This is a genomic window from Metasolibacillus meyeri (genome assembly GCF_003049505.1).
GTDB classification, from domain to species: Bacteria; Bacillota; Bacilli; order Bacillales_A; family Planococcaceae; genus Metasolibacillus; species Metasolibacillus meyeri.
In genome coordinates this window covers 1-20,520 of sequence record NZ_PYWN01000041.1, presented here as the reverse complement: position 1 = coordinate 20,520, position 20,520 = coordinate 1, and the positions used below count along the sequence as shown (strand labels likewise).

The 20,520-nt window shown below is 34.0% G+C and carries 20 protein-coding genes; 19 read left to right on the top strand and 1 reads right to left on the bottom strand.

Features of this window, described 5'->3' with window-relative positions:
• From C9J34_RS07195 to rfbD, 8 genes are read left to right on the top strand one after another with little or no spacing between them, the layout of a single operon-like run.
• Nucleotides 1–702 carry a WbqC family protein gene (locus C9J34_RS07195; protein WP_107839181.1) on the top strand — a complete coding sequence of 234 codons (702 nt, stop codon included), beginning with the start codon at nucleotides 1–3 and terminating at the stop codon, nucleotides 700–702.
• Nucleotides 703–761: 59 nt separating this feature from the next.
• Entirely contained in the window at nucleotides 762–1,139 is a 378-nt protein-coding gene (locus C9J34_RS22830; protein ID WP_107839180.1) for an EamA family transporter, read from the top strand.
• 3 nt (nucleotides 1,140–1,142) lie between these two features.
• A complete protein-coding gene (locus C9J34_RS22825) occupies nucleotides 1,143–1,466 on the top strand; it encodes an EamA family transporter (protein WP_107839179.1) in 324 nt (107 codons plus the stop codon).
• Between the two features lie 24 nt (nucleotides 1,467–1,490).
• Nucleotides 1,491–2,669 carry a dTDP-4-amino-4,6-dideoxygalactose transaminase gene (gene rffA, locus C9J34_RS07180; RefSeq protein ID WP_107839178.1) on the top strand — a complete coding sequence of 393 codons (1,179 nt, stop codon included), beginning with the start codon at nucleotides 1,491–1,493 and terminating at the stop codon, nucleotides 2,667–2,669.
• Nucleotides 2,641–3,513, top strand: a complete 873-nt coding sequence (gene rfbA / locus C9J34_RS07175; RefSeq protein WP_107839177.1) for a glucose-1-phosphate thymidylyltransferase RfbA — start codon at nucleotides 2,641–2,643, stop codon at nucleotides 3,511–3,513. Before rffA (C9J34_RS07180) ends, rfbA begins: the two co-directional genes overlap by 29 nt.
• Nucleotides 3,514–3,526: 13 nt before the next feature.
• Nucleotides 3,527–4,090: a dTDP-4-dehydrorhamnose 3,5-epimerase gene (rfbC, locus tag C9J34_RS07170; protein ID WP_107839176.1), complete on the top strand. Its 564-nt coding sequence runs from the start codon at nucleotides 3,527–3,529 to the stop codon at nucleotides 4,088–4,090.
• Nucleotides 4,091–4,095: 5 nt separating this feature from the next.
• Nucleotides 4,096–5,106 (top strand): dTDP-glucose 4,6-dehydratase, encoded by a 1,011-nt coding sequence (gene rfbB / locus C9J34_RS07165; protein ID WP_107839198.1) that lies wholly within the window; start codon nucleotides 4,096–4,098, stop codon nucleotides 5,104–5,106.
• Entirely contained in the window at nucleotides 5,106–5,951 is an 846-nt protein-coding gene (gene rfbD / locus C9J34_RS07160) for a dTDP-4-dehydrorhamnose reductase (RefSeq protein ID WP_107839175.1), read from the top strand. Before rfbB ends, rfbD begins: the two co-directional genes overlap by 1 nt.
• Before the next feature lie 77 nt (nucleotides 5,952–6,028).
• Here rfbD and C9J34_RS07155 read toward each other — a convergent pair whose 3' ends face one another.
• Complete coding sequence (locus tag C9J34_RS07155; RefSeq protein WP_107839174.1) at nucleotides 6,029–6,598, bottom strand: Uma2 family endonuclease; 570 nt, start codon at nucleotides 6,596–6,598, stop codon at nucleotides 6,029–6,031.
• Nucleotides 6,599–6,949: 351 nt separating this feature from the next.
• Here C9J34_RS07155 and C9J34_RS07150 point away from each other — a divergent pair, with 351 nt between their 5' ends.
• The 11 genes from C9J34_RS07150 (at nucleotide 6,950) to C9J34_RS07100 (ending at nucleotide 19,480) form a co-directional block, all read left to right on the top strand.
• Nucleotides 6,950–8,485, top strand: coding sequence for a hypothetical protein (locus tag C9J34_RS07150; RefSeq protein ID WP_107839173.1), 1,536 nt, complete (start codon nucleotides 6,950–6,952; stop codon nucleotides 8,483–8,485).
• A 21-nt stretch (nucleotides 8,486–8,506) separates the two neighbouring features.
• Nucleotides 8,507–9,685, top strand: coding sequence for a dTDP-4-amino-4,6-dideoxygalactose transaminase (rffA, locus tag C9J34_RS07145; protein WP_107839172.1), 1,179 nt, complete (start codon nucleotides 8,507–8,509; stop codon nucleotides 9,683–9,685).
• Nucleotides 9,645–10,382 (top strand): GNAT family N-acetyltransferase, encoded by a 738-nt coding sequence (locus C9J34_RS07140; protein WP_107839171.1) that lies wholly within the window; start codon nucleotides 9,645–9,647, stop codon nucleotides 10,380–10,382. Before rffA (C9J34_RS07145) ends, C9J34_RS07140 begins: the two co-directional genes overlap by 41 nt.
• Nucleotides 10,383–10,391: 9 nt before the next feature.
• Complete coding sequence (locus C9J34_RS07135) at nucleotides 10,392–11,138, top strand: glycosyltransferase family 2 protein (protein WP_193768925.1); 747 nt, start codon at nucleotides 10,392–10,394, stop codon at nucleotides 11,136–11,138.
• Nucleotides 11,139–11,250: 112 nt separating this feature from the next.
• On the top strand, nucleotides 11,251–12,210 hold the full coding sequence (locus C9J34_RS07130) for a glycosyltransferase family 2 protein (RefSeq protein WP_107839169.1): 960 nt from the start codon (nucleotides 11,251–11,253) through the stop codon (nucleotides 12,208–12,210).
• A gap of 6 nt (nucleotides 12,211–12,216) precedes the next feature.
• Entirely contained in the window at nucleotides 12,217–13,083 is an 867-nt protein-coding gene (locus C9J34_RS07125) for a glycosyltransferase family 2 protein (protein ID WP_107839168.1), read from the top strand.
• A 23-nt stretch (nucleotides 13,084–13,106) separates the two neighbouring features.
• Nucleotides 13,107–14,498: an undecaprenyl-phosphate glucose phosphotransferase gene (locus tag C9J34_RS07120; RefSeq protein ID WP_107839167.1), complete on the top strand. Its 1,392-nt coding sequence runs from the start codon at nucleotides 13,107–13,109 to the stop codon at nucleotides 14,496–14,498.
• Between the two features lie 22 nt (nucleotides 14,499–14,520).
• The gene (gene galU / locus C9J34_RS07115; protein ID WP_107839166.1) at nucleotides 14,521–15,399 is read left to right on the top strand and encodes a UTP--glucose-1-phosphate uridylyltransferase GalU; all 879 of its coding nucleotides are present in this window, start codon (nucleotides 14,521–14,523) and stop codon (nucleotides 15,397–15,399) included.
• Nucleotides 15,400–15,401: 2 nt separating this feature from the next.
• Entirely contained in the window at nucleotides 15,402–16,370 is a 969-nt protein-coding gene (gene galE / locus C9J34_RS07110; RefSeq protein WP_107839165.1) for a UDP-glucose 4-epimerase GalE, read from the top strand.
• Between the two features lie 117 nt (nucleotides 16,371–16,487).
• Nucleotides 16,488–17,777 carry a glucose-6-phosphate isomerase gene (locus C9J34_RS07105; RefSeq protein ID WP_107839164.1) on the top strand — a complete coding sequence of 430 codons (1,290 nt, stop codon included), beginning with the start codon at nucleotides 16,488–16,490 and terminating at the stop codon, nucleotides 17,775–17,777.
• Nucleotides 17,774–19,480, top strand: a complete 1,707-nt coding sequence (locus tag C9J34_RS07100; RefSeq protein WP_107839163.1) for a phospho-sugar mutase — start codon at nucleotides 17,774–17,776, stop codon at nucleotides 19,478–19,480. Before C9J34_RS07105 ends, C9J34_RS07100 begins: the two co-directional genes overlap by 4 nt.
• The last annotated feature ends 1,040 nt before the right edge of the window (nucleotides 19,481–20,520 follow it).

The window sequence follows — 20,520 nt, the reverse complement described above, 5'->3', positions numbered from 1 at the left end:
ATGACTAAAGTTGCGATTATACAATCGAATTATATTCCTTGGAAGGGATATTTTGATATTATAAACGATTCAGATATTTTTATTTTTTTGGATGATGTTCAATATACTAAAAATGATTGGCGGAATAGAAATAAAATAAAGACTTCTAATGGGGCTAGTTGGTTAACTATTCCTACAGGCTCTAATTTAAATAGATTAATAAATGAAGTCGAATTAAAAAATTCAAATTGGCAAAAAGAACACTGGAATAAAATAGAAATAAATTATAAGGATGCTGCTTATTTTGGGGAATATAGAGCATTATTTGAGGATATTTATTTAAATAAAGAATGGACCAATCTCTCAGTTATGAATCAATATATTATCAAAATGATTGCTAAAGAAATATTAAATATAAAAACAATATTTATGAACAGTTCTGAATTAGAACAAGATGGTAAGAAACAAGAGAAGGTTATTAGCCTAGTTAATACTGTTAATGGAGAGACGTATATATCTGGTCCAGCAGCTAAAAATTATAATGATGATTCGTTATTTATTGAGAATGGTATACATTTGGTTTACAAGGATTATTCAAACTATCCTGAATACGAACAATTTCATGCGCCATTTGAACATGGAGTTAGTATATTAGATTTAATTTTCCATAAAGGTCCTGATGCTCCCTATTATATTTGGGGTTGGAGAGATATAACAGACTAATTTTTTATGTATGGTAAAGGCATACCTTATTATATCTAAAGTTTTAAAACATCTAAAGATTGAGAGAGTTGATACCATTGATAAAAGAAAAATTTAGATATATTTTTATTTTTTTGAGTATATTCTTTCAATCTGTATCGTTTATTTTTAGTAAATTGGCAGCTTTACATATAGAGGATAACAGTATAATTAATTATATTTTTAATCCTTATTATATAGCTTCTCTTTTTTGTTTAGTGCTACAAGCGTTTTTTTGGCAAAAAACACTAGAGTATATGAATTTATCTAAAGCTTATCCATATACAGGTTTAATCTATGTATTTATATTAATTTATACATATTTCCTTTTTAACGAGCCAATCTCTTTGAATAATATACTAGGAACCTCGATTATATTAATAGGTATATATATCATTAGCCTAGAGGAGAGTAGTTGAAAAATGTATATTTTCATAGCTATTTTGTTACCTATTATTAATGCTTCTGGACAAATATTGATGAAACAAGCTGCATTAAAAAAACTCAATAGGAAAATGATGTACATATACTTATGTTCGGCATATGGCCTTTTTTTAGTTAGTACAATTTTAACGATATATATATTAAAATATATTTCTATGAAGTATTTCACAATTATTCTTGCGTTTAATTTTATTGTAACAGGATTGTTTTCATTCCTTTTTTTAAAAGAAAAGATGGGTAAGAAAACACTATTGGGAACGATAGTAGTTCTTATCGGAGTAGGTATTTTCAGTTATAAATAAATTACAGATGAGAGGTGTAGTATAATGATTCCGTTTAATAAACCAGCGGTAATAGGCGATGAAGTCGATTATGTGAATGAACTCATAAATAATCGTGAGAAATTCTCAGGAGATGGGTTATTTACAAAAAAATGTTCCGCATTGATTGAGGATTTATATGATGTTAAGAAAGTATTGTTAACTACTTCATGTACACATGCTTTAGAAATGGCTGCTATTCTCTTAGATATAAAAGAAGGTGATGAGGTAATTATGCCCTCATATACTTTTGTATCTACAGCCAATGCATTTGTATTAAGAGGAGCCAAAATAGTTTTTGTTGATATTCGCTCTGATACGATGAATATAGATGAAACTAAGATAGAACAAGCTATAACTAACAAGACAAAGGTAATAGTCCCTGTGCATTATGCTGGAGTTTCTTGTGAAATGGATACAATCATGGAGATTGCTGAGAAGTATAGTTTGTTTGTAGTAGAAGATGCAGCACAAGGTGTTAACAGTTTTTACAAAGAACAGGCTTTAGGAACAATAGGGCATTTAGGATGCTATAGTTTCCATGAAACAAAAAACTATAATTGTGGTGAAGGCGGAGCTTTATTAATAAATGAAGCCCGATTTATTGAAAGAGCTGAAATCATCAGAGAAAAAGGGACAAATAGATCAAAATTCTTCAGAGGGCATGTAGATAAATATGGTTGGGTTGATATTGGTTCATCATACTTACCAAGTGAATTTAATGCTGCATTTTTATATGGGCAATTGAGAAATGTGACCTTAATCAATGATGATAGACTAAGTAGCTGGAATTTGTACTATGAATCTTTAAAACCTTTAGCTGATAATAAAGTATTGGAATTACCTACTGTTTCTGAATTTTGTGGGCATAATGCACATATGTTTTATATAAAGGTAAAAAACTTGGAAGAAAGAAGCAACTTGATAGAACATTTAAAAACAAAAGAAATAGGTGCTGTATTCCATTATATACCACTTCATAGCTCGGAGGCAGGTAAGAAATATGGGACTTTTATAGGCACTGATTTGGCAACAACAGTTGAAAGTGAGAGGCTGTTACGCTTACCATTATATTATGATATTACTAAAGAAGAAGTATTAAATATAGTAAAAGAAATAAAAGCATATTATTCTGTTGAAAATAGAGGTGACCAGATTGAAAGGAATTATTCTAGCAGGCGGTAGTGGTACTAGATTATACCCGTTAACCCGTTCAGTATCTAAACAATTATTACCGATTTATGACAAACCGATGATATATTATCCACTTTCTGTTTTAATGTTGGCAGGAATTAAGGAAATTTTAATTATTTCAACACCTGAGGATACACCACGTTTTGAGCAATTATTAGGCAATGGTGAAGATTTAGGCATTCGTTTAGAGTATGCAGTGCAACCTTCACCAGATGGTTTAGCACAAGCCTTTATTATTGGCGAAGAGTTTATTGGTGATGATTCAGTAGCACTGATTTTAGGCGATAACATCTTTTATGGACATAAATTTACCTCAATGCTAGAAAGAGCTGCCTCAAGAGAAGGTGGAGCAACTGTTTTTGGTTATAATGTAAATGATCCTGAACGTTTTGGTGTTGTAGAATTTGATGAAGATGGGAAGGCTATTTCTATTGAAGAAAAGCCTTTAGAACCTAAATCGACATATGCCGTAACAGGTTTATATTTCTATGACAATAACGTTGTAGAAATTGCGAAATCAATTAAGCCTTCGCCGCGTGGAGAGCTTGAAATTACTGATGTGAATAAAGCCTATTTAGAGGCAGGAAATTTACATGTAGAGTTATTAGGACGTGGCTTTGCTTGGTTGGATACAGGGACACATGAATCACTTTTAGAGGCTTCTGCGTTCATTGAAACAATTGAAAGGCGTCAAAGCTTAAAAGTTGCATGTTTAGAAGAAATAGCATTTCGCAAAGGATATATTTCAAAGGAACAATTATTAGAATTAGCAGAGCCATTAAAGAAAAATGGTTATGGTCAATATTTAATTAAATTGGCAAATAAAAAACTATAAGGGGTTCTGTATAGTGAATATTGTTAAAACAAAATTAAAGGACGCTTTTGTTTTTGAACCAAAAGTATTTGGAGATCACCGTGGTTTCTTTATGGAAACTTACAATACTCAATTGTTAGAGGCACAAGGGTTTCCTTTTCATTTTGTACAAGATAACCATGCTTTATCAAAAGAAAGTGGTGTACTAAGGGGATTACATTATCAACTAGAACCATTTGCTCAAACGAAGTTGGTACGAGTGACAAGGGGAGCGGTATATGATGTAATTGTTGATATCCGAGAAGGTTCTCCTACCTATGGCCAGTGGGAAGGGGTTATTTTGAGTGAGGATAACAAAAGACAACTACTAGTGCCAAAAGGTTTTGCACACGGTTACTGTACATTAGTTGAAAATACAGAATTTCTATATAAAGTAGATAATTATTATTCTCCAGATCATGACAGAGGCATTGCGTGGAATGATCCAAACTTGAATATTATTTGGCCTGTAACGAATCCTATATTATCTGATAAAGATACGAAGCAACCAAATTTAAAGGATTTAGAAACACAATTCATTTACAAGGGTAAGGGATGATGAATATGAGAATTTTAGTAACAGGTGGCGCAGGCTTTATTGGTAGCAATTTTGTCAACTATATGGTGGAGAAGTATCCTACATATACAATTGTTAATGTGGATGCTTTAACATATGCGGGGAATTTAGCGAACCTAAAACAATCTGAAGAAAAACCTAATTATCAGTTTGTTAAAGCAGACATTACAGATGCACCTACAATGGATCAGTTAATTGGTGATAATGTGGATGCTGTTATCAACTTTGCAGCAGAATCTCATGTGGACCGAAGCATTACGAACCCAGGAGTTTTTGTGCAAACAAATATTCAAGGAACGCAAGTATTATTAGATGCAGCTAAGAAATATAATGTGAAAAAATATTTACAAGTATCAACAGATGAAGTATATGGCTCACTAGGAGAAGATGGCTACTTTACAGAGCAAACACCATTAGCTCCTAATAGTCCGTACAGTGCAAGTAAAGCTGGGGCAGACCTTTTAGTACTTGCTTATCATGAAACTTTTGGCTTACCTGTAAATATCACACGATGCTCAAATAATTATGGCCCATTTCATTTCCCAGAGAAGCTAATTCCTTTAATGATTATTAATGCATTGAATGATAAACAACTACCTGTTTATGGTGATGGAAAAAATGTACGTGATTGGTTACATGTACTTGATCACTGTAGTGCAATTGATTTAGTTTTGCATAAAGGTGTGAATGGTGAAGTATATAATGTTGGTGGACATAATGAAAAGACGAATGTTGAAGTTGTCAAGGAAATTTTAAAACAACTTGATAAACCAGAGACATTAATTAAATATGTAGAAGATCGTTTAGGACACGACCGTCGCTATGCGATTGACCCAACAAAGCTGCAAGAAGAATTAGGTTGGGAGCCTAGGTATACATTTGAAACAGGATTAAAAGAAACGGTACAATGGTATTTAGATAATAAGGAATGGTGGGAAAACATCATTTCAGGTGATTATCAAAACTATTATACAGCGCAGTATGGTGGTAAGCTATAATGAAAATTATGGTGACGGGTGCGAATGGGCAACTGGGGCAAGAATTGGTGAAACAAGTAAATGCTAGTGAGTATGAATTGTTCGCATTTACTAAAACAGCATTAGATATTACAAATATGGACCAAGTAAATGCTGTATGTGAGGAGATTCAACCGCATATTATTATCAATGCCGCTGCTTATACAAATGTAGATGGAGCAGAAACAAATGAAGAGCTAGCTTTTCAGGTAAACGCTATAGGACAAAGGAATTTGGCTGTAGCTGCTGAAAAAGTTGGAGCGAAAATTTGTTATATTAGTACAGATTATGTGTTTAATGGACAAGCAACGGCTCCTTATTCTGAATATATGCATGTAGATCCACTTGGTGTGTATGGTCAGTCTAAGTATGCAGGAGAGCTTTTAACACAGACACTTAGCACGAAATATTTTATTGTGCGTACAGCATGGGTTTATGGAGAGTATGGTTCAAACTTTGTCAAAACTATGCTTAAACTAGCTGAAGATAAATCTGAACTAGGAGTTGTTCATGATCAAGTCGGTTCGCCAACCTATACAGTTGATTTAGCAGAATTTTTAATAGAGCTAGTGCAAACTGAGAAATATGGCATTTATCATTGTACGAATAGTGGAACATGCTCTTGGTATGAATTTGCACAAGAGATATTTAAATTAGCTAAGAAGGATATACAAGTGAATCCGTTGACTTCAGATCAATTTCCAAGACCTGCGAAACGACCTGCTTATTCGGTATTAGGTGATTTGTCATTACGAATGAATGGGTATAGCGTTAGAAGGCATTGGAAAGAGGCTTTGAGGGAGTATATAAACAACATATCTTCTTAATAGTCAGCCGTATACATTTATATTTTGTATTCACAAACCCACTGGGCTTAATAGCTCGGTGGGTTTGTGTAACTATTTTAGTCAATATTATCGAATATATCTTCAAGATTTAAAATAAGGTCATCATAAAACGACACTTTGAAGGTAAGAGCGACCTCTGATTTTTCTTCATCCGTCATTTTCACCCATTGCCAATTAGGAATGACAGTATAAACATTGTCCAAGATATATTGTGCACCATTTAATAAATAAACTTCAATGGATTTATCTGTGGGATTGATAATCCAATATTCTTTGACACCATGTTTTTCGTAGAGCATCTTTTTTCTCATTTTATCATGACGTGCAGTAGCAGGAGAAAGTACCTCAACAATTAAATCAGGGGCTCCATAGATACCCTTATGTTTGATGATATCTTTGTTACAGATAATCATGGAATCAGGAATTACAGTGTTTTGTTCGTCTAAATGCACATCCACGCCATCTGTAAAACTGCGGCACTTTTTCCCTTTTAAATAAGTACCAAATAATATAGACAAGTTTGTAATCACTGTATTACGATTGACTGACGGGCTGGGTGTCATCATCACGATTTCCCCCTCAATGATTTCATAACGAGGATTTAAAAGCCGTTCGTTCGTTGCCATTTATTCCTCTCCTCCTTCCTTTATGTTCAAAGAGCAAAAATAAGTAGCTATCTCTTCTACAAATGTCTACTACAAACAATAAGTCAATAAAATTTCCTTTCAGTGCCTGCAAACAGCTGAAACATCTCATGTAACTAAAATTAGGCTACAATTCTGTGTGCATTTATTTGCGGTGGATAAAAAATCAAGGCTGAGACAGAGATACAAAAAAATTCTAGTTTTTTTAACCTAAATTTAACATTCATATAATAAACTATTTAATTATAATTCGCTATAAAATTAATCGAAGTGTATAGTACAAGGTTATAAAAAGTGAATTAGGTAAATTACACTTTGAATGGATGTGGCTTTATGAGAAAAGTTCCAGATTGCCTATACGTTACAGGTTTATCCTCTGTTTTAGTAGCAGCTATGTTTATGCTACAAGGAAATATAGGCATTAATTTAGCAGATGAGGGCTATCTTTGGTATGGAACCATTCAAACATATTTAGGAGAGGTTCCATTGTTAGATTTCCAATCTTATGATCCGGGGAGGTATTATTGGTCAGCTTTTTGGTTCAAAGTGTTTGGAGATACCAGTATGCTTACACTTCGCATTGCTGTAATGCTGTTTTTAGTAATGGGGCTTACTTGTGCATTATTAGCGGTAAGACGTCTAACTAAATCATGGTGGCATTTATTAGTGATAGGAATTCTTCTGCTATTATGGATATATCCTCGCCATAAGATATTTGATATGAGTATTTGTATGATTGCAGTTTATATGGTTATTTTATTGTTAGAAAATCCAAAGCAATTACGTTATTTATGTAGTGGAATAGTAATAGGCTTAGCCGCTTTTATAGGGAGTAATCACGGTCTATATGTATCTATTGCTTTTGCTATTACCTGTATATATATTTTTTTGAAAATTGACAAAGAAGAATTTTTAAAAAGAATAGGAATGATGGGGCTAGGAATTATTATAGGTTATTCTCCACGGCTTCTTATGTTTATATTTATTCCTGGTTTATTTGAAAATTTTATTAATACTCTTATTTGGTTACTAAAAATGGGGAGTACGAACCTTCCTTTACCTACTCCATGGCCTTGGAGAGTAGATTTTGCACAGCTATCTACAATGGATGGTATTCGTGAAGTTATTATAGGAATTTTTTTTATACTTATGGTAATTTGGCCTATTTTCTGGATCATTTATGCATTCGTTGCTAAGAAAGCAAACTTGTATATTATTGCTGCAGCATTTGTAGCTCTACCTTATGCCCATGTAGCTTTTTCACGTGCAGATTTAGGGCACTTAGCTCAATCTATTTCACCATTACTATTAGGTATTTGTTTTTTCGCTTTAGAATATTTTAAGAATAATAAAAAAAGGTTGGTTATTTTCTTAGTTGGGATGCTAAGTATATCCTACCTTTCAATTGTTAGGGTACAACCTTTATATCAAAAATTAATAGCTCCTTCTACTGAATTTGTAAATTACACAATTACACACAATAATTTATGGATAGATGTACATAGTGCTAATTTTATTCAAACAGTGGAGAGTATTAAAAGTAAGCATCTTAAAGAAGGGGAAAAATTTTTTGTAGCTCCACATTCTCCTACTCTATATCCTATCCTAAATATTACATCTCCTATATGGGATATTTATTTATTATTTCCTGAAACGGAAGAGAGACAATATGAACAGATTAAAGAAATGCAAGAGAAAAATGTGACTTTAGTTCTCTTAGGAGATATAGCATTAGATAATAGGGAGGAATTGCGTTTCCGCAATACACATCCTATTTTGTGGGAATATTTTAATCAATATTATGAAGAAATTTTGGTGGGAAATTTGCCTTCAAACTATATTCTCTTGCGGTATACAGAAGCAGAGTAATTAGAAATGGGGAAATATTAATTGATACCTTTATACAAACCCTTAGTAACAGGGAGAGAGAGTTTATATATTGATGATGCTATAAAAACAGGTAAATTTTCTGGCGATGGTATATTTACTCAACGATGTAGGGAATGGCTGGAGAGTACCTTAGAATGTAAGAAGGCTCTTCTTACAACTTCCTGCACTCATGCATTAGAAATGGCTGCTATGTTGTTAGATATTTCGAATGGGGATGAGATTATTGTTCCGTCATTTACATTTGTTTCAACTGGAAATGCTTTTGTTCTTCATGGAGCCAAATTAGTATTTGTAGATATTAGACCTGATACGATGAATTTGAATGAAATGTTAATCGAGCAAGCAATCAGTGAAAAAACAAAAGCAATTATTGCAGTTCATTATGCAGGTGTATCTTGCGAAATGGATGTAATAATGAAACTAGCAAATAAATATAATTTAATTGTTATTGAAGATGCAGCTCATGCACTAATGAGTAAGTATAAAAATCAATATTTGGGTACTATTGGTCATTTAGGGTGCTTTAGCTTTCATGAATCTAAAAACTATCATTGTGGTGAAGGCGGAGCATTACTTATCAATGATGAAAGATTTATTGAAAGGGCAGAAATCATAAGAGATAAAGGAACGAATCGAAAAAACTATTTTCGAGGGGAGGTAGATAAATATACTTGGGTCGATATTGGCTCTTCCTATCTAATGAGTGAATTGAATGCAGCTTTTTTGTATCCTCAACTATTGATAGCAGAGGATATTAATAATGATAGGCTAAAAAGCTGGGAAACATATTATAGAGCTTTGATCAATTTAAATCTTGAAAATAAACTTACGTTACCTTCTATTCCAAGGCAAGTAAATCATAATGCACATATATTTTATATCAAGGTTCCAAGTAAGGGCATTAGAAGTGGGTTAATATCTTATTTACAGGAAAACGGAATTTCCACTTCGTTTCACTACATACCTTTGCATAGCTCGGATATGGGAGAAGTACATGGAGTCTTCAACAAAGAAGATATCTACACTAGCATAGAAAGTGAAAGGTTATTGAGACTCCCCATGTATTATGGTTTAAAGCAAAGTGATATTTTCGATATAGTTTCATTGATAAGGGACTATTTCGACAAGGAGAATTCAGATGAAAAAAGTAGACGCCTATTGGGAAAAACAGAATTTTAATAAAAAAGTTTTAGAAGTTGAATTTGAGATGGATGATTCACTGGATTGCTTAGGAACTCTCCAAGGAGATTTTTTAAATTATAATTATATAGTAGCTAAAGTACCTAAGTGTAAAATAGAACTTTTACATGAACTTGAAGAATTTGGATTTAGATTTGTAGAAACACAAATGGAAATGGCGATGAATTTGAGGAAATTAAACAAGTCCCTACAATTAACTATGAAAAAAGTAGATAAATTAAAATTTGAAATTGTCAATAATATAGAACATTTAGAGAGAGTTTTAGCTCAAATTGATGAAGATCTTTTTGTTACAGATAGAATTTCACTAGATCCATTACTAGGAAATAAAATAGCTCATAAGCGTTATATTAATTGGATTAGAGATAGTTTTGATAGGGAAGACACTTTAATTATTGAAGTACTAGATAAAGAAGATAGGGTAGGGTTTTTTTATTTCACCGAAAAAGACAATCAAATAATTCAAGCAGTATTAGCTAGTGTATACAAAACATTTAGAAGAAGAGGCGTTGGTTTAGAATTTTTGCAGCAAGCTCTCTATTGGTTAGTTGAGATGGGGTATACTAAAGCTACAACAAAAGTTTCAAGTAATAATTTGGAAGCATTGAGAGCTAATTTGTCTGTTGGTTTGGAAGTTAAAGGAATTTATTATATTTTAAGAAAATCGATGGGATAGTATCTGGAAGTGAAAAAGGTTGAATTATCAATAGTTATACCTGTTTATAATTCACAAAGTACGATTGGGCTTGTAGTAGAATCATTAATTTACCTTTATAATAAAGAGTTTCTATTAGAAATTATACTTATTGACGATAACAGTATAGATGACAGTCTAAAAATTTGTGAGAAAATGGGTAACTTATATGCGAATGTGAAAGTAATACATCATAAGAAAAATCAAGGTCAACATCAGGCTTTAATGACGGGTCTTAAACAGTGTAGCGGAAATTTTGTAGTTTTAATGGATGATGATATGCAAAATCCCCCTTTTGAGGTCAAAAAATTGATAAATAAGATTCAAGAAGGATATGATGTTGTTATTGCTAAAAGAATAACTTATAATCAGACATGGCTAAGGAAATTTTTGTCTAGTTTAAATCAATCATTTATAATTTTAAGTACGAAGCAAAAAATTTCATTTAGTAATTTTCTGATTATGAGAAAATCAGTGGTTAAGGTAATTGTTATGGATTCCTCAACTAAACCCATAATTCAAGGAATATTACTAAGAAGCAAAGCTAATATTACTAACATATTAACAGAGCATCATATGAGGGGAAATAGCAAGTCCAATTATAGTGTAATGAGGTTATTTAAGTTTTGGTTAACCACGCTTCATTACATGCCCAAAAATGTGAAGTATACACTTCTTTTATTAATACTTATAGTGAGTGTAGCATTGATACTTAGTATTTTATTAAACTTAATTTAATTAGGCTTTGATTCTGTTTTATGAATCGAAGCCTTTTCTATTCCAATATCATTGATATAATATAATATGAAGGTTTTATGGTGAAAAGTTTGTTATAGAAACGAGGGGTAGTTTGACTAGTATAGCAGTACAGATTGTGACATATAACAGTGCAGATGATATAGGAACTTGTTTGGATTCAGTTTTTGCACAAACTTATCCAATTCAGCAAGTAATAGTGATAGATAATAATTCAAAAGATAGTATAGAGGAAATTATTACATTATATCCTCATATTCATTTTGTAAAAAATAGTGTGAATAATGGCTTTGTAGGTGGACATAATCAGGCACTAGATTTTTCGAATTCAGAGTACGTTTTAGTATTAAATCCAGATGTTATTTTAGAACCAACTTATATAGAACGAATTATGGAATACATTGTACTAAAAGATTATATTGGTGCGGCGACAGGGAAATTATATCGAGATGTGCAATCACGTATTATTGATAGTACAGGCATCAACATAAAGAAGAATCGACGTGCAGTAGATCGTGGTAGTGGAGAGGTAGATAAAGGGCAATATGATAAGGACATAAATGTTTTTGGTGTATCTGGTGCAGCTGCAATTTATAAAAGAGCTATGATGGAAAGTATATCTGATAAAGGGCAGTTTTTTGATGAAAGCTTTTTTGCATATAAAGAAGATGTAGATGTTAGCTGGCGAGCTCGTTTGGCAGGGTGGGAAATTTGTTTTGTACCAGAAGCCATTGCCCAGCATGAAAGAGGTTGGAAGGGTAATCAATCAAGAAAAAATATTTCTCTTAAAACAAGAAAACATTCGTATATTAATAGACATTTTTATATATTGAAGAATGATAAAATAGTATATTTCCTTTTACATTTGCCAATCATTTGTCTATATGAATTAGCTTGTTTAATATATATAGGACTAAAGGAACCGAAATTAATTAGTGCGTATCAACTACTTTTTAAAGAATATAAATCTTTAAAAAGGAAAAGACGGTGGATACAAATGAATAGTAAAGTACCTTCTAAACAAATATATGAGTATTTTAAAGGAATATGGTAAAATAAAATGGACTTAAGCATTGTAATTGTTAATTATAATACACCGAAATTGACGATAGATTGTATTCAATCAATACTGAGTGCAAAATTGAATATTCAATATGAAATTTATGTAGTGGATAATGCTTCTTCAGATAATTCTGTTGAACAATTAAAAGATGCTTTTCCACAAATAACTGTTATAGCAAACAAGCAAAATGTAGGGTTCTCTAAGGCGAATAATCAAGCAATTAAAATCTGTAAAGGGCGCCATGTCTTGCTACTTAATTCAGATACGATTGTCCATGAAGATACGCTCGATACGATGGTGCAGTTTATGGATGCTCATTTTGATGTTGGGGCAGCAGGCTGTGAAGTGAATCTAGTAGATGGATCATTAGATAAAGCATGTCATAGAGGGTTTCCAACACCAGAAGCCTCTTTTTATTATATGATGGGCTTATCTCGAAAATATCCTGACAGTCCAAAGTTTAATAGTTATCATAAAAGCTATATGAATATGCAAGAAATACACGATATTGATTGTTTAGTAGGGGCCTTTATGATTGTACGTAGGGAAGCATTTGAGCAGATAGGGCTTTTAGATGAAGATTTCTTCATGTATGGAGAAGATATTGATTGGTGTTATCGAATAAAAGAGGCAGGCTGGCGGATTGTTTATAATCCATTGGTTTCGATTCTTCATTATAAGGGAGCAAGCAGCCGAAGGAAGCCATTTAAAATTGTTTATGAATTTCATCGAGCGATGTATTTATTTCATAAAAAGCATTTTGCTAAAAACTATAACTTTTTAGTGAACAGTATCGTCTATACAGGGATTACATTGAAATTAGCACTTGCAACAATCACAAATGTATTGAAGCAAGGTCGATAAAATATGAAAAATAGGTGATTACAATGATACGAGGAAAGGAACGCTTTATTACACAGTTGTATATGACAACTGATTTCCTCTTTTTACAGCTAGCATTTATTCTGGCATGGTATTTACGATTTGTCGTGAATCCAGAGGAGCAAGGGTCTTATTTGCCAATGTCTGATTACTTTACATGGCATATTATTTATGCTGTCTCCTTTTTAGCAATTGGATTTTTAATACATCTGTATATTCCAAAGCGAAAGATGAAATTTGCGAAGGAAGTTTCAAAAGTTATTCAAGTGCAAATCTATAGTATGTTTGTACTATTAAGTGTTTTGTTTCTTATGAAAACTATTGATATTTCACGTATGTTCCTGGTGATTTATTTACTTACAGGCTTCTTCATTATTGTGACATATCGCTTTTTTGTAAAGCAATTTTTAAGAGGCATGCGTAAAAAAGGATTTAATCAGCAATTTGTTTTAATATTGGGTGCGGGGTCTATTGGTAAGCGATATATTGAGAATTTAGAGAATCATCCAGAGTATGGCTTGCAAGTTATAGGTTTTTTAGATGATTATAAGCAAGAGAATAGGAAACAAAAAATATTAGGGAAAATTGCGGATTTACCAACAATTTTAGAAAATAAAATTATTGATGAAGTTGTGATTGCATTACCTTTGACTGTATTTTCTAAATACGATAAGATTATTTCTATATGTGAAAAGGCTGGTGTACGTGTAGCGATTGTGCCTGATTTTTACGATGTTTTACCTGCCACGCCTCATTTTGAGCGCTTTGGTGATTTACCAGTTATTAATGTGCGTGACATTCCATTAGATGAATATGTAAATAGAATGTTGAAACGTTTATTTGATATTGTGTTTGCTTTATGTGCGATTATTATTACTTCGCCATTATTAATAGCGATTGCAATAGGTGTAAAACTGACTTCACCAGGTCCGATTTTATTTAAACAGGAGCGAGTTGGTTTAAATCGTCGATCATTTTTTATGTATAAATTTAGATCAATGAAGGATATGCCAACTACAGCTTCAGATACTCAATGGACAGTTGAGAATGATCCAAGGAGAACAAAATTTGGTACATTCATTCGAAAAACGAGCTTAGATGAATTCCCTCAGTTTTTCAATGTTTTAAAAGGCGATATGAGTATTGTAGGACCAAGACCAGAGCGCCCATACTTTGTCGATCAGTTTAAAGAAGAGATTCCTAAATATATGATTAAGCATCATGTAAGACCTGGTATTACAGGGTGGGCTCAAGTATGTGGTTTACGTGGAGATACGTCTATTGAAGATCGCATAGAGCATGATATTCAGTACATTGAGAACTGGACATTACTATTTGACATCCGTATTATTTTTAAGACAATTGTAAATGGTTTTGTTAATAAAAATGCGTATTAATTAATAGATTTGGGTGAGACCGTTGAAAAAAATCCGAAAAGCAATTATTCCAGCAGCAGGACTAGGAACGCGTTTTCTTCCAGTGACAAAAGCAATGCCAAAGGAAATGCTGCCAATTGTAGATAAGCCAACGATTCAATATATTGTAGAGGAAGCAATTGCAGCTGGTATTGAAGATATTATTATTGTTACAGGTAAAAATAAACGAGCGATTGAAGATCACTTTGACAATGCATGGGAACTTGAGACGAATTTAATGGAAAAAGGTAAGCTTGATATGCTTGAAAAAGTACAAGAGTCAGCCAATGTTGAAATTCACTATATTCGTCAAAAAGAAGCACTTGGCTTAGGTCATGCGATTTGGTGTGCGCGTAAATTTATTGGAGATGAACCATTTGCGGTTCTACTTGGTGATGATATTGTAAAAAGTGAAAAGCCTTGTTTAAAGCAATTAATGAATCAATATGAAAAAACTTCCTCAAGTATTATTGGTGTACAGGAAGTGCCAGATGAGGAAGTACATCGTTATGGTGTTATTGATCCAATTAGTACAGATAATCGATTAATGCAAGTAACTAAATTTGTAGAAAAACCTGTTTTAGAAGAGGCTCCATCTAACTTTGCTATTATTGGGCGTTATATATTAACACCTGAAATTTTCCGTTTCTTAGATGAAAAGAAAAAAGGAAAAAATGGTGAAATTCAATTAACAGATGCTATTGAATCTCTAAATGGCATACAACGAGTATTTGCCTATGCATTTGAAGGACAGCGTTATGATGTTGGAGAGCAGCTAGGTTTTATCGAGACGACAATTGATTTTGCTTTAGCCCGTGAAGATTTGAGTGAAGGTATAAAGGCATTTATTTTACAAAAAGCGAAGGAACTGAGTGGTGAGTAAGGATGATTTTAGTTGTCGGTGGAGCTGGCTATATTGGCAGTCATTTTGTAAAAGAGCTAGTGAAAACACATGATGTGGTGGTGTTAGATAATTTAAGTACAGGGCATCGGTGGGCAGTTGACCAGAAAGCGACTTTTATTGAGGGTGATTTAGGAGATGCTGACACAGTACAGCGCTTATTCGATACTTATACGATTGAGGCTGTGTTACATTTTGCGGCATTTAGCTTAGTTAGTGAATCTGTAGCGGATCCTATGAAATATTATGAAAATAATGTTATCGCTACATTCAATTTATTGAAATTAATGAAAGACAACCATATTGATAAATTCATTTTTTCTTCAACGGCTGCCACATACGGTACACCTGATGTTGAATTAATTGATGAGCATACAGTAACTGCACCAATTAATCCATACGGACACTCAAAATTGATGGTAGAGCAAATGGTTAAGGATTTAGCTTATAGCTATGGCTTGAAGTATGCTGTGTTGCGTTATTTTAATGCAGCAGGAGCCGATGAGACAGCTGAAATTGGAGAAAGCCATTCACCTGAAACACATTTAATTCCACTTGTTTTACAGCATTTATTAGGGCAACGCAGCGCTATCTCAGTTTATGGTACGGATTACGATACACCTGATGGGACATGTATTCGAGATTATATCCATGTAACAGATTTAGCTAAAGCGCATTTATTGGCACTTGAAGGTTTATTGAATGGTACACTGACAGCTTCCGTTTATAATCTGGGAAATAGTCATGGATATTCAGTTAAAGAAATTATAGCAATGTGTGAGCAAGTAGCTAACAAGCAGGCAAATATACAGTATATAGATAGACGAGCTGGCGATCCTGCGATACTTGTCGCAAATGCAGAGAAGATATATCAGGAGCTTGGCTGGAAAGCACAATTTGATTTACAGACTATCATTGAAAGTGCTTGGGCTTGGCATCAAAAACAATTTTAAAAATGAAAGTATGTTCTGCGTTAGAACATGCTTTTTTGTATTATAAATGGTTTTTCCGATGGTTCTATGGCATAATAAGACTATTATACTTGTAAGAAGAAACGAGGATTTTTTATTGTGAAAAAGGAAATTCTACAAACAACTTTATTAAACTGTTCGTTAAATGAACAGGATATATTAACATATAAAAATCGAGTAAAACAAATTCATGGAGATTTACCAAATCATTATGCAACAGGTTGGATGGATGCACCATTACAAGATTATGAAGAGCTTTTGACATCAATTAACTACGTCGCTAGTGAAATCAAAGCTTGTGCAGACGTGCTTGTTGTCATTGGTGTAGGCGGTTCCTTTTTAGGAGCACGTGCCATTCAGGAGGCATTAGCCCCTTATTTTGGTTTGCCTAAAGGTGGTATTGAGGTTGTTTATGCTGGGTTGAATATGAGTGGTGCTTATATCAAGGAATTACTTGCTTATTTAGATGGCAAACAAGTTTATGTGAATGTCATTTCGAAATCTGGTGGGACGATGGAGCCTGCGCTTGCATTTCGTGTGTTGCGCCTTTATATGGAGGAACGTTACGGAGATAAAGCAGTGGAGCGTATTATTGTGACAACAGATGCCGAAAAAGGGATCTTGAAAGATATTGCAGATAGAGCTGGCTACCGGCAGTTTGTCATTCCAGATGATGTAGGAGGACGCTATTCTGTTTTAACGGCGGTTGGTTTACTGCCTGTAGCAGTAGCTGGTGTTGATATTCAGGAATTAATGGACGGGGCACGTCATGCAGCGGCAGAGCTTGCAGAGCCGGATTTAGCATTTAATGATGCTTATAAGTATGCGGTGATGCGCCATATGCTATATGAGCAGGGATATACAAATGAACTGTTGGCTTCGTTTGAGCCTGGTTTAAGTAAATTCCATGAGTGGTGGAAGCAGCTATTTGGTGAGAGTGAAGGGAAAGAGCGGAAGGGATTGTATCCTTCAACAGTTAGCTTTTCAACGGATTTACATGCAATTGGACAATACATTCAAGAAGGCCGTCGTATTCTATTTGAAACATTATTGCATTTCCATGAGATTGAAGGCGATATGGAAGTACCGTATGATGCACGCAATGAGGACGGCTTAAATTACTTAGCGAATCGTACATTTAACGAGATTAATGCGATTTCAAAGCAAGGAACAGCTTTAGCCCATGCGGAGGGTAATGTGCCAGTGATTCAATTGGAATTGCCGAAGCTTGATGCATACCATCTTGGTTATTTAATTTACTTCTTTATGAAAGCTTGTGCGATGAGTGCTTGTTTATTAGAGGTCAATCCTTTCGACCAGCCAGGGGTAGAAGCATATAAACGTAAAATGTTAGAATTATTGAAAGAAGAAAAGGCGGTAACAGAGTGAGTGTAAAAGAGCTATTTAAACAATGGGAGCAACAGACATTGCCAGCGTATTTGGTCGAAGAATTAACAGCGATTGCATCAGATGAACAAGCGATAGAGGATCGATTTTATCAGTATGTTTCATTTGGCACAGGCGGTATGCGCGGCGTGCTAGGTGCTGGTACAAATCGTATGAATCTTTATACGATTCGGCGTGTAGCGGAAGGGCTAGCTCGTTATGTTGAAGCAAATGGTGAAGATGCAAAGGCACGTGGTGTTGTCATCGCATACGATACACGCCATTTTTCTTACGAGTTTGCTTGTGAAACAGCGCGTGTTTTAGGAGCGCACGGTATTCGAGCTTATGTTTATAAAGAGCCTCGCCCAACACCGCAGCTGTCGTTTACTGTACGCGAAGTAAATGCGTATGCAGGAGTTGTGATTACAGCCAGCCATAATCCCAAACAGTATAATGGCTTTAAAGTGTATGGTGAAGATGGTGCACAGCTTGTTCCAGCTGGGGCGAATGCGATTGTACAGTACATGCATGAGATTGAGGATATTTTTGCAATTGAGGTAGCAGAGCTTGAACAGTTAGTGCAGCAAGAACTTTTCACATGGTTATTAGAAGAACTTGATGCAGCGTATTTAAAGCAGCTTCTGACATTAAAGGATACGCGTGAAGTAGCACTTGATATGAAGCTTGTTTATACCCCTTTACATGGTGCAGGCTTAGTTCCTGTGCGAGAAGGCTTGCATGCTTTTGGTTTTACAGATGTAGCAGTTGTGGAGGCGCAAGCTATACAGGATGGTGCATTTCCAACAGTATCTTATCCCAACCCAGAGGAAGCAGCAGCATTTACATTAGCGGTGGAACTGGGGCAGCGCAATGGCGCAGAACTTTTGTTAGCAACAGATCCAGATGCAGATCGTTTAGGCGTCGCTGTATGGAATGGTGTACGTTATGAACTGTTAACGGGAAATCAGCTAGGTGCATTATTATTGCATTATTTATTAGCTACGAAGCAGCAAGATGGGACATTGTCTAAGAATAGTGTGGTAGTCAAAACGATTGTGACTGCAGAACTAGGTGCAAAAATTGCAGAAAGCTATGGCATTGTAACAGAAAATACGCTTACAGGCTTTAAATATATTGCAGAGAAGATTGCGCAATATGAAGCAACAGGTGAGCAAACATATTTATTTGGTTATGAAGAGAGCTACGGCTATTTAATTGAAACGTTTGTACGCGATAAAGATGCGGTACAAGTTGCATTGAAGGTAGCTGAAATGGCAGCATTCTATGCGTTACAAGGCAATACATTATTAGATCAACTAGAACGTTTATATGAAGAGTTTGGCTATTACCAAGAAACACTGGTGTCGCAAGTATTTGAGGGCAAAAATGGTCAAGAGGAAATGCAAGCTATTTTACAACATTTACGTGAGAGTCTGCCAAAAGAGATTGCGGGCTTAGCTGTACAGCAAGTGGAGGATTACTTAGTAGGACAAGCGACATTGGTAACTGGTGAGATAAAGGCACTCGCATTACCAAAGGAAAATGTATTGAAGTTTGTTTTAGCAGATGGCACATGGATTGCCGTTCGTCCATCTGGTACAGAGCCAAAATGTAAGTTTTATATCGGTGTTGTGGATAGTACGATGGAAGCAGCACAGCAGAAACTTGAGATGGTGAAGCAGGCTGTAGTCGAATTGGTGAAATAAAGAGTTACTTCTCAATGCAAACAAGTAGAATATGAATTAATTATAAAGTTACTAGAATAGTTAGTTATTTTGCGTAGCTATACAAAAAGAAATATGTTGAAATCAGAGAACTAGGAGCGAGAGATTCTGCTCCTAGTTTTTTTATGTTTAAAATTTTCCAATTAAAGGACTGCAGGCTATAAATTCCCTTTTTGTATTTCGAGTAAAGGGTTGATGATATAAATACTAGAGGTACACATTTCTTTTGTTTTTTCTTCATAGCGGATTCCTATCACAAGTTCAATTTCTTTCATCTGAGCGCTCTTTTTTATTGTTACTGTATTGGAAAATCTTCAGAGAATAAGAAGAGCTGGCATTTTTACTTTTTCCTCATCTATTATTTTCATTTTGGAGACATATGGTATCTTTTATCCCTATTTATCCCGCATTAACGGACAGTAAGACGCCCACCTCAAGATTTGAGAAAAACAAAAAGGATAGGTGGGCGATAACAGTCCGTAAAAGCCCGATTGAGGTCAACATGATGTTGGTCACACAAGCATTTTCACAGGATGTGAAGTTCTTAGCTTGTGTCCCTTTATCAACAATCAGCGGGGGATAAGGAAAACCCCCACTGATTGAAGCTTCACTTTATAACCCTTTGATATAATTAATGCCTTACTTTCAATACAGAAAACCAAAATAAATAGTTTATTAGAAAAATGTTTCCTTGCTACTTGAATACTCATCTAAGGGATGTGTATTCTACAACAAGCCTCTGAAATCCTTTGGAAATCTCATTACTCTATGAATCACAAAAGGTTTATTTATTAATAAAACAAAATTATAAAAATTTAAATTTTTACCATTATTAGTAATTTATATCTCTATTATTATCCCTTCAAAATTTAAAGGTAACAATCAGTAAACATGAATAATATGGAGCATTTTCGTATAATTTCGATTTTAAATTAGCAATAAGTCATTTTTTATAAAAATATTAATGATATTTAAAAAATTATTTATACCTATTGATTTATTTTTAATAGTCCTTTAGAACC